The sequence below is a fragment of the uncultured Azonexus sp. genome (assembly GCF_937982035.1).
Taxonomy (GTDB): Bacteria; Pseudomonadota; Gammaproteobacteria; order Burkholderiales; family Rhodocyclaceae; genus Azonexus.
This window is the reverse complement of record NZ_CALJNI010000021.1, coordinates 44539-58955: the sequence shown is the minus strand read 5'-3', so window position 1 is coordinate 58955 and position 14417 is coordinate 44539. Positions and strand designations below refer to the sequence as shown.

At 61.9% G+C, this 14417-nt stretch carries 17 protein-coding genes; 7 read left to right on the top strand and 10 right to left on the bottom strand.

The window, feature by feature from the left end; translation table 11 throughout:
• On the top strand, window positions 1-274 hold a 274-nt coding region (locus Q0799_RS14270), incomplete at its 5' end, for an OmpA family protein (protein ID WP_298395682.1).
• Between the two features lie 70 nt (window positions 275-344).
• Window positions 345-1043: a bifunctional 2-polyprenyl-6-hydroxyphenol methylase/3-demethylubiquinol 3-O-methyltransferase UbiG gene (gene ubiG / locus Q0799_RS14265; protein ID WP_298399537.1), complete on the top strand. Its 699-nt coding sequence runs from the start codon at window positions 345-347 to the stop codon at window positions 1041-1043.
• Here ubiG and Q0799_RS14260 read toward each other — a convergent pair.
• Window positions 1030-3174 carry an ABC transporter substrate-binding protein gene (locus Q0799_RS14260; RefSeq protein ID WP_298399535.1) on the bottom strand — a complete coding sequence of 715 codons (2145 nt, stop codon included), beginning with the start codon at window positions 3172-3174 and terminating at the stop codon, window positions 1030-1032. The two genes, ubiG and Q0799_RS14260, sit on opposite strands and share 14 nt — an antisense overlap.
• A 79-nt stretch (window positions 3175-3253) precedes the next feature.
• Between Q0799_RS14260 and Q0799_RS14255 the strand changes: the two genes are divergently transcribed.
• The 3 genes from Q0799_RS14255 (at window position 3254) to Q0799_RS14245 (ending at window position 6483) form a co-directional block, all read left to right on the top strand.
• Window positions 3254-3709, top strand: coding sequence for a peroxiredoxin (locus Q0799_RS14255; RefSeq protein WP_298399533.1), 456 nt, complete (start codon window positions 3254-3256; stop codon window positions 3707-3709).
• A 30-nt stretch (window positions 3710-3739) separates the two neighbouring features.
• Window positions 3740-5158 carry a PhoH family protein gene (locus tag Q0799_RS14250; protein ID WP_298399531.1) on the top strand — a complete coding sequence of 473 codons (1419 nt, stop codon included), beginning with the start codon at window positions 3740-3742 and terminating at the stop codon, window positions 5156-5158.
• A gap of 80 nt (window positions 5159-5238) precedes the next feature.
• Entirely contained in the window at window positions 5239-6483 is a 1245-nt protein-coding gene (locus tag Q0799_RS14245) for a transglutaminase-like domain-containing protein (RefSeq protein ID WP_298399529.1), read from the top strand.
• Window positions 6484-6492: 9 nt separating this feature from the next.
• Here Q0799_RS14245 and dnaB read toward each other — a convergent pair whose 3' ends face one another.
• The 6 genes from dnaB to Q0799_RS14215 form a co-directional block, all read right to left on the bottom strand.
• Complete coding sequence (gene dnaB, locus Q0799_RS14240; RefSeq protein ID WP_298399527.1) at window positions 6493-7899, bottom strand: replicative DNA helicase; 1407 nt, start codon at window positions 7897-7899, stop codon at window positions 6493-6495.
• A 63-nt stretch (window positions 7900-7962) separates the two neighbouring features.
• Complete coding sequence (gene rplI / locus Q0799_RS14235; RefSeq protein WP_298399525.1) at window positions 7963-8409, bottom strand: 50S ribosomal protein L9; 447 nt, start codon at window positions 8407-8409, stop codon at window positions 7963-7965.
• Between the two features lie 18 nt (window positions 8410-8427).
• Window positions 8428-8703 carry a 30S ribosomal protein S18 gene (gene rpsR, locus Q0799_RS14230; RefSeq protein ID WP_028995326.1) on the bottom strand — a complete coding sequence of 92 codons (276 nt, stop codon included), beginning with the start codon at window positions 8701-8703 and terminating at the stop codon, window positions 8428-8430.
• Window positions 8675-8989, bottom strand: coding sequence for a primosomal replication protein N (gene priB, locus Q0799_RS14225; RefSeq protein WP_211226421.1), 315 nt, complete (start codon window positions 8987-8989; stop codon window positions 8675-8677). The genes rpsR and priB overlap by 29 nt, the downstream gene beginning before the upstream one ends.
• Before the next feature lie 40 nt (window positions 8990-9029).
• On the bottom strand, window positions 9030-9404 hold the full coding sequence (rpsF, locus tag Q0799_RS14220; protein WP_281981807.1) for a 30S ribosomal protein S6: 375 nt from the start codon (window positions 9402-9404) through the stop codon (window positions 9030-9032).
• Window positions 9405-9530: 126 nt separating this feature from the next.
• A complete protein-coding gene (locus Q0799_RS14215; protein ID WP_298399521.1) occupies window positions 9531-10946 on the bottom strand; it encodes a hypothetical protein in 1416 nt (471 codons plus the stop codon).
• A gap of 3 nt (window positions 10947-10949) precedes the next feature.
• Between Q0799_RS14215 and Q0799_RS14210 the strand changes: the two genes are divergently transcribed.
• Window positions 10950-11228 carry a hypothetical protein gene (locus tag Q0799_RS14210; protein ID WP_298399519.1) on the top strand — a complete coding sequence of 93 codons (279 nt, stop codon included), beginning with the start codon at window positions 10950-10952 and terminating at the stop codon, window positions 11226-11228.
• Between the two features lie 94 nt (window positions 11229-11322).
• Here the strand turns inward: Q0799_RS14210 and Q0799_RS14205 are convergent, their stop codons facing one another.
• From Q0799_RS14205 to Q0799_RS14195, 3 genes are read right to left on the bottom strand one after another with little or no spacing between them, the layout of a single operon-like run.
• Complete coding sequence (locus tag Q0799_RS14205; RefSeq protein ID WP_298399517.1) at window positions 11323-11988, bottom strand: energy-coupling factor ABC transporter permease; 666 nt, start codon at window positions 11986-11988, stop codon at window positions 11323-11325.
• A 9-nt stretch (window positions 11989-11997) separates the two neighbouring features.
• Complete coding sequence (locus Q0799_RS14200; RefSeq protein WP_298399515.1) at window positions 11998-12930, bottom strand: FAD-binding protein; 933 nt, start codon at window positions 12928-12930, stop codon at window positions 11998-12000.
• Window position 12931: 1 nt separating this feature from the next.
• Complete coding sequence (locus Q0799_RS14195) at window positions 12932-13681, bottom strand: electron transfer flavoprotein subunit beta/FixA family protein (protein ID WP_298399513.1); 750 nt, start codon at window positions 13679-13681, stop codon at window positions 12932-12934.
• Window positions 13682-13792: 111 nt separating this feature from the next.
• Here Q0799_RS14195 and Q0799_RS14190 point away from each other — a divergent pair, with 111 nt between their 5' ends.
• Window positions 13793-14416 carry a TetR/AcrR family transcriptional regulator gene (locus Q0799_RS14190; protein WP_051295439.1) on the top strand — a complete coding sequence of 208 codons (624 nt, stop codon included), beginning with the start codon at window positions 13793-13795 and terminating at the stop codon, window positions 14414-14416.
• Window position 14417: the final 1 nt, after the last annotated feature.

The following is a 14417-nucleotide window of genomic DNA, read 5'->3' as shown; positions in this document are numbered from 1 at the left end:
CCAGATCAAGCTCGAAGTGATCCTGGCCGTCGGCCACACCGACCGTATCGGCGGTGCCGCCTACAACCAGAAGCTGTCCGAGAAGCGCGCCGCCGCGGTCAAGGAGTACCTGGTTGCCAAGGGCATCGAAGCCAACCGCGTCTACACCGAAGGCAAGGGCAAGACCCAGCCGGTCACCGGCGACACCTGCAAGGGCAACGCCAAGACCAAGGCCCTGATCGACTGCCTGCAGCCGGATCGCCGCGTCGACATCGAAGTCATCGGCACCAAGTAAGCAGCCGCTGCTACAATGGAAAGCCCTGCCTCGGCAGGGCTTTTTCATTTTCCACATAGCGAATCGCACCATGATCAACGCCGACCCCGCAGAACTCGAGAAATTTGGCGAACTGGCCCACCGCTGGTGGGACCCGAACAGCGAGTTCAAGCCCCTGCATGACATCAACCCGCTGCGCCTGGGGTGGATCAACGCCAGCGTTCCGCTGCGCGGCAAGCGCGTGCTCGATGTCGGCTGCGGCGGCGGACTGCTGTCCGAAGGCATGGCAGCACTGGGCGCCGAAGTTACCGGCATCGACCTGTCGGAAAAGCCGCTGGGCGTGGCCAGACTGCACCTGCTGGAAAGCGGCCACAAGGTCGATTATCGGAAAATATCGGTCGAGGAACTGGCCGAGGAAATGCCGGCCAGCTTCGATGTCGTGACCTGCCTGGAAATGCTCGAACACGTGCCCAATCCCTCAAGCACGATCACGGCCTGCGCGCGCCTGGTCAAGCCGGGTGGACAGGTCTTCTTCTCGACCCTCAACCGCAATCCCAAATCCTATCTGTTCGCGGTCATCGGCGCTGAATACGTGCTGCAGATGCTGCCCAAGGGAACGCACGACTACGCCAAGTTCATCAAACCGTCGGAGCTTTCGCGCTGGGCCAAGATGGGCAATCTCGAACCCAGCGAACTGATCGGCATGAGCTATAACCCGTTCACCAAGGAATACAGCCTGGGCCGCGACACCAGCGTCAATTACCTGATGCGCACGGTCAGGACGGCCTGACCACTGCCCGCTCCCGACGCCGGTACGCCAGTATCGCCGGGAGCGATATCAGCACCAGCAGCAACAGGCCGGTCCACAACGGCCAATTCACCGGCGCATTCCACGCCCTGCGTGCCTCCGCCCGATCTGCGGCATCGATACGCTGATATTTCAGCGTGTTGTTGCCGACATCGTTGGGCTTACGGTTTTTCAGCCAGCGATGAGTCAGGGTGTAACTCTTGGGATGCAGCCCAAACACCCAGGGCGCATCGTGGCGCAGGATGTCCGTCATCTGGCGGACGATGCGCAGGCGTTCCGGCGTGTTTTCCATGTTCTTCATCTGCAGGAACAGTCGGTCATAGACCGGATTCTCGTAATTGGCCGAATTGGCACCGCCTTGCTGGCGCCCTTCCGGGCCGTGCAGCAGGAACAGGAAGTTTTCCGGATCGGGGTAATCGGCATTCCAGCCCAGGTAGAAAAGCTGGAAGTTGCCCTTACGCAGCTTGTCCTGGAAACGATTGAAATCAGTGCTACGCACCACGAGCTGGACGTCGATCTTGGCAAACTGGCGATTAAGCCAGTCCAGCCGGGATTTGTCGCCCATGCCGCCACCAGTGGTGTCGAGGTAAAGGACCAGCGGCTCGCCGGTCCTGGCGTTACGCCCATTCGGGTAGCCGGCCTCGGCCATCAGGCGGCGTGCGACTTCAGGCGATTTGCGTACCGCCCGGCCATCGACCCAGTCATAAACCACGCGATTGATGCCGGCCTCGCCATCCTCGTAGCCGAAAATCCCCGGCGGAATCGGCCCCTGCGCCGCGATACCCCGTCCGTTCTGGAAGATGGAGATGAACTCCTCCTGATCGATGGCAATCGATACCGCCTGGCGCAGTTTTGCAGCTTTTTCGTCGAGCCCGCCAACCACTGCGTCCTTCATGTTGAACCCCATGTAGAAGGTCGAACTGCGCACCGCGGTCAGCAGGCTGATGCCCTTGTCGCGCATTTCGTCAGACAGGGCGACATCGCCACCGACATTCACGCGCACAGCCTGGTCGAAACTGTCTGAGGAAATCCCGGAGGCATCGTAATAGCCTTGCAGAAACTTGTTCCAGTAAGGAATGGCTTCCTTCTCGCGGGTGAACACCGCCTGCTCGATGAACGGCATCGGTTTGCCGCAGTCGGCCAGCAAACCGGCCTCGGCGTCGCCGGGCTCGCCGTCGCAAGGATAGGGCTCACCGCGGAAATTCGGATTGCGACTGAGCACCATGCGCCGGTTGGGATCGTTCTCGGTCAGCATGTAGGGACCGGTGCCGACCGGCCACCAGTCAAGGGTCAGGTTTTTTTCCTGCATGCCGGGCTGGGCGAAAAAGCGGTCGACCTCGCGCGGCACCGGCGCGAAGAACGGCATCGCCAGCCAGTAGGCGAACTGCGGATACTTGCCGCGGATGCGGATGCGCCAGGTCTGCGCGTCGACACGCTCGACCCCGCTCAAGGGATAGGCGTCGAGATCGAGCCAGGCTTCGCCCGACTGGGCTTTGGCAGCCTCGCGCAGGGTATCGCCAAGTTCGCGCAAACCGACGATACGCTCGGCCATCATGCCGAAGATCGGCGAATGCAACCTGGGATGCGCCAGACGCTTGATCTGGTAGATGTAGTCGTCGGCCGCAAGCTCGCGTGTCCCGACCCGCGGGAAATCGGCAATGCGCTGACGACCGTCGGCCACACCCGGCCCGAGGTAAACCGGCTGCCCCGCGGCGTCCAGGGCGAACGCCGGATGGGGCTGATAGCGGATACCGGGACGCAGCTTCAGTTCATAGACGCTTTCGGCAATTGCCTCGGCCGGCGCATCGTCGGGCAAGCGCCGCCCATCGGCGGAAAAATAGCGGGGTTGCGGCAGCTGCTCGACCGTGGCGGGGATCAGTTCGTAAGGGCGGCGCAAGTAGTGATACTGCAGCGGCGGTTCGTAGATCTGGGCGGTGAAGGTGATTTCGTCCTCGGTGTAGGACTGGGCCGGATCCAGATGCTTGGGCCGGTCGGTGAAGGCCGTGTAGAGAATCTCGCGGCCTGCGTCGCCGGCTCCGTAGGGCGCATTCCACACCTCGCCGCAGGCGGCGAGGCAGACACACAGCAAAAGACCGATCGACAGTTTTCCCATGGACGCGAGTTTAACAAAGGCTTGACCCGCCCTGCGCCCTCCGAACAAAATGCCTTGAAACCCATAACAGGAAGGCATCATGCTCGATACCAAGCTCCCCGACTTCACCCTCCCCGCGACCAGCGGTACGTCGTTCAGGCTGTCTGAGCAGCACGGCAAGATCGTCGTCATCTACTTCTACCCCAAGGACAGCACGCCGGGCTGCACCACCGAGGGTCAGAATTTCCGTGACCTGCACGACCAGTTCGTCGCCGCCGGCGCCGTGGTTCTCGGCATTTCCCGCGACAGCCTGAAGGCCCATGAGAACTTCAAGGCCAAGCAGTCCTTCCCCTTCGAACTCGGCTCGGACGCTGATGAAGCCGTGTGCACGCTGTTCGACGTGATCAAGCAGAAGATGATGTACGGCAAAGCCTGTCGCGGCATCGAGCGCAGCACCTTCGTGATCGACCGCGACGGCGTTCTGCGCCGCGAATGGCGCGGCCTGAAGGTGGCCGGCCATGCCCAGGAAGTCCTCGATTTCGTGAAGTCCCTCTGACCCCTTCTCCAACCCCGCCGAGACCATTCCATGCCGCGCCAACCCGCCGCCAAGAAATCCACGATGACCAAGATTTTCGTGCTCGACACCAACGTCCTGATGCACGATCCCAGTTGCCTGTTCCGCTTCGAGGAACACGACATCTTCCTGCCCATCATGACGCTGGAAGAACTCGACAACCACAAGAAGGGCATGTCCGAAATCGCCCGCAACGCCCGCCAGGCCTCGCGCACGCTCGACGAGATGCTGGCCGGCGCCGATGTCGACATCGACGAGGGCATCGATCTCAGGGGCCCGTCGAGCAAGCTGGCCAGCGGCCGCCTGTTCCTGCAGACTGAGGCAATCAGCGCCGAGTTGCCGCAGGGCCTGCCAACCTCCAAGGTGGACAACCAGATCCTGTCAGTGGTCATCCACCTGCAGAAGAAATTCCCCAAGCGCCCGGTGATCCTGGTGTCGAAAGACATCAACATGCGCATCAAGTCGCGCGCGCTCAACCTGCTGGCCGAGGACTACTTCAACGACAAGGTGCTCGAGGATACCGACATCCTCTACGCCGGCACGCGCGCCCTGCCCGAGGATTTTTGGGACAAGCACGGCAAGGGCATGGAATCCTGGAAAAAGGACGCCAAGACCTACTACAAGGTCACCGGCCCGCTCTGCCCGCAATTGCTGGTCAACGAATTCGTCTGGCTGGAGAAGGACGGTTTTTCGGCCATCGTCAAGGAAGTCGCCGGCAAGACTGCCGTCCTCGAAACCCTGATCGATTACACGCATCCGAAAAATGCCGTGTGGGGCATCACGGCGCGCAACCGCGAGCAGAATTTCGCGCTCAACCTGCTGATGAATCCGGATATCGACTTCGTCACCCTGCTCGGCCAGGCCGGCACCGGCAAGACCCTGCTGACGCTGGCGGCGGGCCTGACCCAGACGCTGGAAGGCAAGCAGTTCGCCGAGATCATCATGACCCGTGTCACCGTACCGGTCGGCGAGGACATCGGCTTCCTGCCGGGCAGCGAGGAAGAGAAAATGGCACCGTGGATGGGCGCCCTCGAGGACAACCTCGAAGTCCTCACCCACACCGACGAAAGCAGCCCCTACGGCGGCGACTGGGGCAAGGCGGCGACGCATGACATCATCCGCTCGAAGATCAAGGTCAAGTCGCTGAATTTCATGCGCGGCCGCACCTTCCTGAAGAAATACCTGATCATCGACGAGGCCCAGAACCTGACGCCGAAGCAGATGAAAACACTGGTCACCCGCGCCGGCCCCGGCACCAAGGTGGTCTGCCTGGGCAATATCGCCCAGATCGACACGCCTTACCTGACCGAGGGCAGTTCCGGCCTGACCTATGTCGTCGACCGCTTCAAGGGCTGGACGCACTCCGGTCACATTACCTTACAAAGAGGCGAACGTTCGCGTCTGGCAGACCACGCGGCCGACGTGCTATAGTCGCTGCAAATATTGAGCCACAGGCCGTGTCCACGACACGGCCTTTTCATTTCGAATTCGACATCCGCTCGAGGACAGCCTTGAAACGCAGAGACTTCCTGGCCAGCACCGCCCTTTTTTCCCTGTTTGCCGGCGACGCCCTGGCCGACACCAGGAAAAAGGCCAGTACAACCAAGAAAAAGCCTGCGGCAAAACCGAAGAAAAAAGCCAAGACTCCGGCAAAACGACCAGCTGCCGCAGCTGCTGCAACACCCAGCGTCCACAGCGCCAGCAATCCGCTCATCGACAATCCACCGGACGGCACTTCGTCATCACGCCTGCCGCCGGTCAGGGCACAGGAACTCCCCAGCGAGTGGCAGCACTACCAGATCGTCACGACACTGCAACTCAACGCGCCTGGCAAATCGCTCAAGCTCTGGTTGCCCCTGCCTTCGTCACGGGAAACGACCTACCAGCGAACCACCGGCCACACCTGGCAGGGCAACCCCCACAGCACGGCGATGCAGCGCGAGCCGGACGAGCGGCTTGAAGTCCTGCACTGCGAATGGAAGGATGCGGCCAATGCCAAGCTGCAGCTGGTCACCACCATCAGCACCGCCGACCGTCACTTCGACATCACGCGTCGCACTGTCGCTCCCGACCGCGACGACATCCTGCGTGCCAGTCTCCGCGCCAGCAACCGGATTCCCAACGATGGCCCGGCCAGGAGCCTGGGCGAAAGCATCGTCGGCCGGATCAGGGATCCGATTGCCCAGGTCAAGGCAATTTACGACTGGGTCTGCGAACACGCCATTTACGACCCGAACGCCCCGGGTTGCGGCATCGGCGATGTCCGCGAGCTCCTTTATTCCGGGCGATACATGGGCCGCTCCGCCGACATCAATGGACTGTTTGTTGCCATCTGCCGCGGCATCGGCATTCCCGCACGCTGCGTATTCGGCATCCGCACCGGCCCTTCCCGCCTGTTCCGCAGCCTGGGATTGCGCAGCGACGATGCCAGCCAGGGACAGCATGTCCGCGCCGAGTTCTATCTGCCCGGCTACGGCTGGATTCCGGTCGATCCGAGTGATGTCTGCCGGGCCGCCAGCTACGAAGTCATGTCCAGAAACGACCCCCGCCTGCAATCGCTCAGGCGCGTGCTGTTCGGCGTCTGGGAGATGAACTGGGTGGCCTTCCACAACGGCACCGACCTGCAATTGCCGGGAGACGGCAAGCTCCTGCCCTTCTTCATCCAGCCTGAGTTGCTGCTGGATGGAAAAGCGGCCGGCGAACCGAAAATCGGCGAACGAATCTGGTCGATCAGCGCCCGCCGCATCGCGGGCTGAGCAAAAGAATCAGTCCCGCGCGTCCTGGAAACCGCCCGACGCGAGATTCTCGAAACGCGTGTATTCGCCGAGGAAGGCCAGGCGTACGGTCCCGGTCGGTCCGTTACGCTGCTTGCCGATGATCACTTCGGCCATGCCCTTGTCGGGCGAATCCGGCTTGTAGTATTCGTCACGGTACATCATCAGGATCACGTCGGCATCCTGCTCGATGGCGCCTGATTCGCGCAAGTCGGACATCATCGGGCGCTTGTCGGTGCGCTCCTCGACCTTACGCGACAACTGCGACAGGGCAACGATGGGTACCTGCAGCTCCTTGGCCAGCGACTTGATCGAGCGGGAGATTTCGGACACTTCGGTGGCCCGGTTCTCGCCCTGCTTGTTGCCGCTCATCAGCTGGATGTAGTCGATCACCAGCAGGCCGAGCTTGCCGCCGTACTGGCGCGCCAGGCGCCGGGCACGGGCGCGCAGGTTGGCCGGACTGAGGCCGCCGGTCTCGTCGATGTAGATCGGCGCTTCGTGCAGCTTGCCGAGCGCAAACGACAGGCGCGACCACTCGTCGTCGCTCATGCGGCCGGTGCGCAGGCTTTGCGAGTTGAGCCGGCCGATCGACGCCAGCATCCGCATGGCCAGCTGGGCACCACCCATTTCCATGGAGAACACGCCGACCGGCAGGCCGGTATCGACCGCCACGTTCTCGGCGATGTTCAGCGCGAACGCCGTCTTGCCCATCGACGGACGGCCGGCAACGATGATCAGGTCACCGGGCTGGAACCCCGAGGTCTTCTGGTCGAGGTCGGCGAACCCGGTCGGCACACCGGTAATGTCGGACGGATTGTCGCGGTCGTGCAGTTCCTGGATACGCTCGACCACCTGGGTCAACAGGGGATTGATATGCACGAAGCCTTCGGCATGGCCGGCACCGGCTTCGGCGATCTTGAAAATCTTCGACTCGGCTTCGTCGAGCAGGGTGGCGGCATCGCGGCCGAGCGGGTTGAGCGCATCGCCGGCGATTTCGTCGGCCGTCGCCACCAGCTGCCGGAGAACGGCGCGTTCGCGGACGATTTCGGCATAGCGGCGGATATTCGCCGCCGACGGCGTATTCGCTGCCAACTCGCCGAGGTAGGCCAGACCGCCGGTCTGCTCCCCTTCCCCGGCCGCATCCAGCGCTTCGGCCACCGTGACCACGTCGGCCGGTTTGGCCTTTTCCAGCAGATTGCGGATCTGGCGGAAGATGCGCCGGTGCTCGTCGCGGTAGAAATCGGTTTCGGCTACCTGGTCGCCGATACGATCCCAGGCATTGTTGTCGAGGAGCAGGCCACCGAGCACCGACTGCTCGGCCTCGATCGAGTGCGGTGGCACGCGCAGCGCGTCCAGTGAGGGATCGGTGGTTCTCTGCTTGCTCTGACGCTGATTCATGGTGATGCCCGAAATGAAAAAGGCCTCGCGATTGCGAGGCCCTGAAGCGTAAGTTAAACCGTCTTACTCGGCAACTACCGCCACGCTGATATTGACCACCACATCGGTGTGCAGGGCAACATCAACCGGGAATTCGCCGATTGCCTTGAGCGGGCCGTCCGGCAGGCGGATGGCCGACTTGTCGACGGTGAAACCGGCACCGGCCAGTGCTTCGGCGATATCGGCATTGCCGACGGAACCGAACAGACGACCGTCCATGCCAGCCTTGCGGGCGACGGAAACGGCAACGCCGTTCATCTTTTCGGCAACGCCCTGGGCAGCAGCCAGCTTCTCGGCGGCAGCCTTTTCCAGTTCGGCGCGGCGTGCTTCGAACTCGGCCATGGCAGCCGGCGTGGCACGCTTGGCCATACGTTGCGGAATCAGGAAGTTACGGGCGTAACCGTCCTTGACCTTGACCACATCACCCAGGTTACCCAGGTTGACAACCTTCTCGAGCAGAATGATTTGCATGTTTCGTCTCCCCGGAAATTATTGATGATTGTCGGTGTAGGGCAGCAGGGCCAGGAAGCGGGCGCGCTTGATCGCGGTGCCCAGCTGGCGCTGATAGCCGGCCTTGGTGCCGGTCAGGCGAGCCGGCATGATCTTGGCGTTTTCCTGGATGTATTCCTTGAGGACGTCGACGTCCTTGTAGTCGATCTGTTCGACCTTTTCTGCCGTGAAGCGGCAGAACTTGCGACGCTTGAACAGGCTGTTGCCGCGACGCTTTTTCTTGTCATCAATCTTCTTCTTGAAGAATCGTGCCATTTTCGTTTCCTTCCAAATATTCGATAGTGTTCGCGTGGATCACGGGTGTTCTGCTGTTGCGTCCCCGGGCGGCAATGAATCCTTCGATTCGCATCATGCCGCCGAGCGGTGCTGCCTCCAGCCAGCGTGCTGCATCACCGAGCGCCAGGACTGCCATTTCAACTTCCACCTGTCTTTCGCTGCCGTTTTCGATCAGCGTCGAGTGGTGTTGCAGCCTGCCTTCACTGACCGGTATGCCTGCCGGTGTGTAGCGCAAGGCTTTGCGCTCGACCAGGCTGCCGGACAGGGTGATGGTATTCAGTACGCGCTTCCCCGTGAAACCCGGATCAGGCAGCAGCGTCGGCTGCAGCTTCGGTTTCGCCAGCCAGCAGCGACTTCGACTTTTCTTCCTTCATCATCGGGGAAGGCGTCGTCACGGCGGACTTCATCTTGACGGTCAGATGACGCAGGACTGCATCATTGAACTTGAAGGAATGCTCGAGTTCGCCCAGCGTCTCGCCGTCGCATTCGATATTCATCAGCACGTAGTGTGCCTTGTGGATCTTCTGGATCGGGTAGGCCAGTTGACGGCGACCCCAGTCCTCCAGACGATGCACCGAACCACCCTTGGCGGTCACGATGGAACGATAGCGCTCGACCATGCCGGGCACTTGCTCGCTCTGGTCCGGATGGACGATGAAGCAGATTTCATAATGGCGCATGCAAACTCCTTTTGGGATAAACCCCCCGTCATGCGTTAGCGGTGGGGCAAGGTGGAAAAGCCCGCGACTATATCACAGATCGCGGGCATGATGAAGCATTTCAAGAATCGGGAACAAACAGCCGAATCAGGCTTGAGCAGCCTTTTCCTTTTCCATCCGGTTGGCTGTTTCCTTCAGTTCGATCAGGAAAAGAATTTCCTCGACCACCGGCAACGGGAAGCCCAGACGCTGACCGCCGCGATTGTCGCGAAGCAGCTGGTACATGTAGGCGACCACATCTTCCGCCTCCCACATCCGTACAATCGTGGACATGATGCGAGGCATCTCCTCGACGCCTTGCGGCTTCGGCATCGCCGGCGCCGCACCGGTCACACCATCGCCATCGAGTACCAGATCGACCGTTGCCGAGGCGGAGACATCCCAGGGCTGAATCTCGACATTGAACTGCTGGTTGAGATTGCGAGCCAGGACATCGAACTCTTCCCGCATACCGGCCATCCGGTAGACGTCCATCAGGCGCAACCAGGGCTGCAGCGCTTCCGAAGGATTGTTATCGACATATTCCTGCAGTGCCTGCGCAGCCCCCTTGACGCGGCCGAACGAGAGCATGATGTCGGCCAGTTCCATGACCGGGTTGGCTTCGAAATGCTCATCCAGCGTCGTCGCGTTGATCGACAGGATGGAATCCCCCGGACGCGCCGGCAAAGGTGCAGGCGCCTCCTGCGCCGGGGCGCCACCTCCCTCAAGCTCGACATCGACCTGCGCCTTGGCACCGGCAGTATCCGCATCGAGGTGAAGGTCGATGACGGCCTTCTCCTGCAATTCCTCATCGCGCGGAGCATCCATCACCGGCTCGGGCGAAGCGGCCAGCAGGGAACTCAGCGCTTCGTCGTTTGCCGCATGCTGCTGACGCCGGCGCCAGAAAAGCCAGCCAGCCAACCCCAGCAAAAGCCCAAGCAGCAAACCATAGAATCCCCAGCTGGCGAACAGGTCATCGCCGTGAACAGGTGCCGGTGCAATCGTTTGCGCCGGCGTTTCGCGCGCCGGTGGCGTGGATGCAGCCTGCCCGCCCGCTTTTTCAGTCAGAGCAAGCGTCTTGCTCTGCAACTCGTCCAGCGCGGCTTCCATGCCGCGCAACTTTTCCGCCGCCGCCAGCTGACTACTGGCCTGCTCGTGCAACGCCGCGAGCATGCGGTATTCCAGGCGGAGTATTTCCCGTTGCGCCTCGGCGATCTCCCCGGCCAGCATGTGCTCGCCAAGGACCGCATCGAGCCGCAGCGCACTTTCCCCATCACCGCCGCCAGCCGAAAGCATCAGCCGGTCACCGCCATCCCCGGGCACCGCGGGCAGCGCGACAGCTTCCCTCGGCGGCGCCGGCTGGGACTGCCGGGCTTTCGGAACAGCCTGCGTTCGCGGCGGCCTGGGCGGCGCCTTGACCGACTGCCGCTCCATGGACTCGCTCACCCGGGCCGGCACATCGACGACACCGCCAACCGGCAACTCGACGCGAGGTGACGCAAACAGGGTGTATTCCCTGTACACCTCATGTCCGCAGGCAATGTGCAGGGCGACCTGGATAATCGGTTCGCGGACCCTTTGCCGGCCGGCAATCGACAATACCGGCGGCTTTCCTTGCTGAATACGCAGGTCAGCGTCACGCAGCCAGGGCAACTGATCTTCGCCGCGCGGCTTGATCAGCCGGAAACAGGCGGCGTCGAGCACGATGCCGTCGGCACCCAGGACACTGACGGAAAGTTCGGGATGATCGCCAAGAACGAGTTGTCCACGCAAATCGCCAAGGCCAATAGCCGCCGCCGCACCTGATGCGGCGAATGCTAGTGCGCCCAGCGTTAAGCGAAACCCCTGTCGATTCAACGACACACCCCTCAATGACGATCCAATATCTTAATTGTAGCGCTTATTTATCGGAAAGATAACGAGAATCTTCGAAAGAATCCACCCAATTGGGTCTGTACACGACAAAAAGTGTCAACACCATACCGGATAACCACGCCTCTGAAAATGCCAATAGCAAATAATAGAGGAAATATTCGTCGAACAGGTATGCCCATGAATAGGCCCCCGCCGCCCCTAACAACAGGGTCGACGCCAAACCGACAGCCATGATCACCAAGCCGCCGCAAAGGAAGGCATTGACGAAGACGTAGATGAAAAAATGCGGGGGCAACAAGCGGGCAACCAGCCTGTATAGCTGATGCGCGACGAACACCGAGACACCGGCCAGCAAGAGCGCGTTTGCCGCAAAGGCAAAACCACCGGCGGCGCCGTTCAGGGTGATGCCCAGCGTCACCAGCGACAGGCCGATGAAGGCCAGGTGCGGCCCGAAAGCCAGGGTAAAGACATTGGCACCGAGCAGGTGCAATGAGAGACCGGGCTTGACGCCGGCCTTGAGGCTCCAGACCAGGATCAGCAGGACAACCATGCCGAGCCAGAGGTTGGATTGCTCCGATTCCCGGAAGCGCTTCCACGGTGCCCGCCAGACACTATGGGCGAAAAGCGGCAGCCAGACGGCCCAAGCCGCCCAGTACCACATTTCGCCCAGCAGATCGTCGGTCAGATTCACCCGGGCATTTTAGCCCAGCGACTGCTCCAGTTGCGGCACCGTCTCGAAAAGATCGGCGACCAGACCATAGTCGGCCACCTGGAAGATCGGTGCGTCCGGATCCTTGTTGATCGCCACGATCACCTTGGAGTCCTTCATCCCGGCCAGGTGCTGGATGGCGCCGGAAATACCGATGGCCAGGTAGAGTTGCGGCGCAACCACCTTGCCGGTCTGACCGACCTGGTAGTCGTTCGGCACGAAACCCGCGTCGACGGCGGCACGGCTGGCGCCGAGCGCAGCACCGAGCTTGTCGGCCAGCGGCTCGAGCAGCTTGTGATAATTCTCGCCGCTGCCCAGACCACGACCACCGGAAACAATGATCTTGGCGGCCCCCAGTTCGGGACGCTCGGACTTGGTCAGTTCGCGACCCTGCAACTGGGTCGTGGCGGTATCGACCGCGGCCGCAATCGCTTCGACCGGCGCATTGTTGCCGGCAGCGACGGCGTCGAAAGCCGTCGTCCGCACGGTGATGACCTTGACCGGATCGGCACTCTGCACGGTGGCCATGGCATTGCCGGCGTAGATCGGGCGGACGAAGGTATCGGCCGATTCCACCGCGGTGATTTCGGAAATCTGGGCGACGTCGAGCAGTGCTGCGACACGCGGCAGCAGATTCTTGCCGAAGGTCGTAGCCGGCGCCAGGATATGGGTACGACCGGCAGCATTGGCGAGCACTAGCGCGGCCAGGTTTTCCGCGGTCTGCGCTTCGTAGTGGGCGGCATCGGCCACCAGCACCTTGCTTACCCCCTGCAGGGTGGCGGCCTGAGCGGCGGCAGCCGCACAACCGGCACCGGCGACCAGGACATGGATATCGCCACCGATCCGGGCGGCGGCGGCAACGGTATTGAGCGTTGCTGCCTTCAGGGTTTGCTGGTCATGTTCCGCAATGACGAGAATGCTCATGTCAGATCACCTTCGCTTCGTTCTTGAGTTTGTTCACCAGTTCGGCCACATCGGCCACCTTGACACCGGCCGAGCGCTTGGCCGGCTCGACCACCTTGAGGGTCTTCAGGCGCGGCGTCACGTCGACGCCCAGGTCTTCCGGCTTGACCGTGTCGAGCGGCTTCTTCTTGGCCTTCATGATGTTCGGCAGCGTCGCGTAGCGCGGCTCGTTCAGGCGCAGATCGGTAGTCACGACCGCCGGCAGGGCAAATTGCAGGGTTTCCAGACCGCCGTCGATTTCACGGGTGACCGTGGCCTTGCCGTCGGCAACGACCACCTTCGAGGCAAAGGTGGCCTGCGGCCAGCCGGCCAGTGCGGCCAGCATCTGGCCGGTCTGGTTGGCGTCGTCGTCGATGGCCTGCTTGCCGCACACGACCAGTTGCGGCTGTTCCTTGTCGCACAGGGCCTTGAGCAGTTTGGCGACTGCCAGCGGCTGCAACTCGACATCGGTTTCAACGAGGATGCCGCGATCGGCGCCGATGGCCATCGCAGTACGCAGGGTTTCCTGGCAGGCCGCCGGGCCGCAGGAAATGGCGATGACCTCAGTGGCAATACCGGCTTCCTTGAGACGAACCGCTTCTTCGACGGCGATTTCGTCGAACGGGTTCATGCTCATCTTGACGCTGGCCAGATCGACACCGCTGCCATCCGCCTTGACCCGGACCTTGACGTTGTAGTCCACCACCCGTTTGACGGGAACGAGAATTTTCACTGGCATCTCCTTTATCGGTCAGTAGTTATCAGGATTGTCGCTGTTTGACAGACGACCTGGCAAACCGCACAATCGCCATACTGTGTCGTATGGAAAAGCATACGGTAGCGTATGGAAAATAAACCTGTCAAGTCCCCCGCCCGAAACCGGCGCATCACGACCGGCGACAAGCCCGCCGGCAGCCGCACCCAGCTCGATCCGACGCGCTGGGTGGATGTTGCCATCGACCTGCTCGCCCGCGAAGGCATTGCCGGCCTGCGCGTCGAAGTTCTGGCCAAGCGCTGCGGGGTCACCAAGGGCAGTTTCTACTGGCATTTCAAGGATCGTCAGGCGCTGCTCGACGCCGTGCTGGAGCGCTGGCGCGAAGGCCGCATCCGCGACATCGAGAAAACCACCAGCGTACTTCCCGGCAAGGAGCTCGAGCAACTCCATTATGCCATCGAGGTTTATGGCGCCAGCCGTAACCGCAAGGGCATGTCGATCGAACTGGCGGTGCGCGACTGGGCCCGTCATGACGCGCGCGCTGCCGCCGTGGTCGAATCGGTCGATCTTTACCGCCTGGAATGCACGCGCCGGCTGTTCGTCGCTTCCGGCATGAGCGATGCCGACGCCAAGAGCCGCAGCCTGCTGCTCTATGCCTGCGTGTTCGGGCTGTCGCTGATGCACTACAGCCATTTCGACGACCGCCTGGACGATCTCAAGCAACGGATCGCCGAGCGCATCGTCGCCCGCTGAC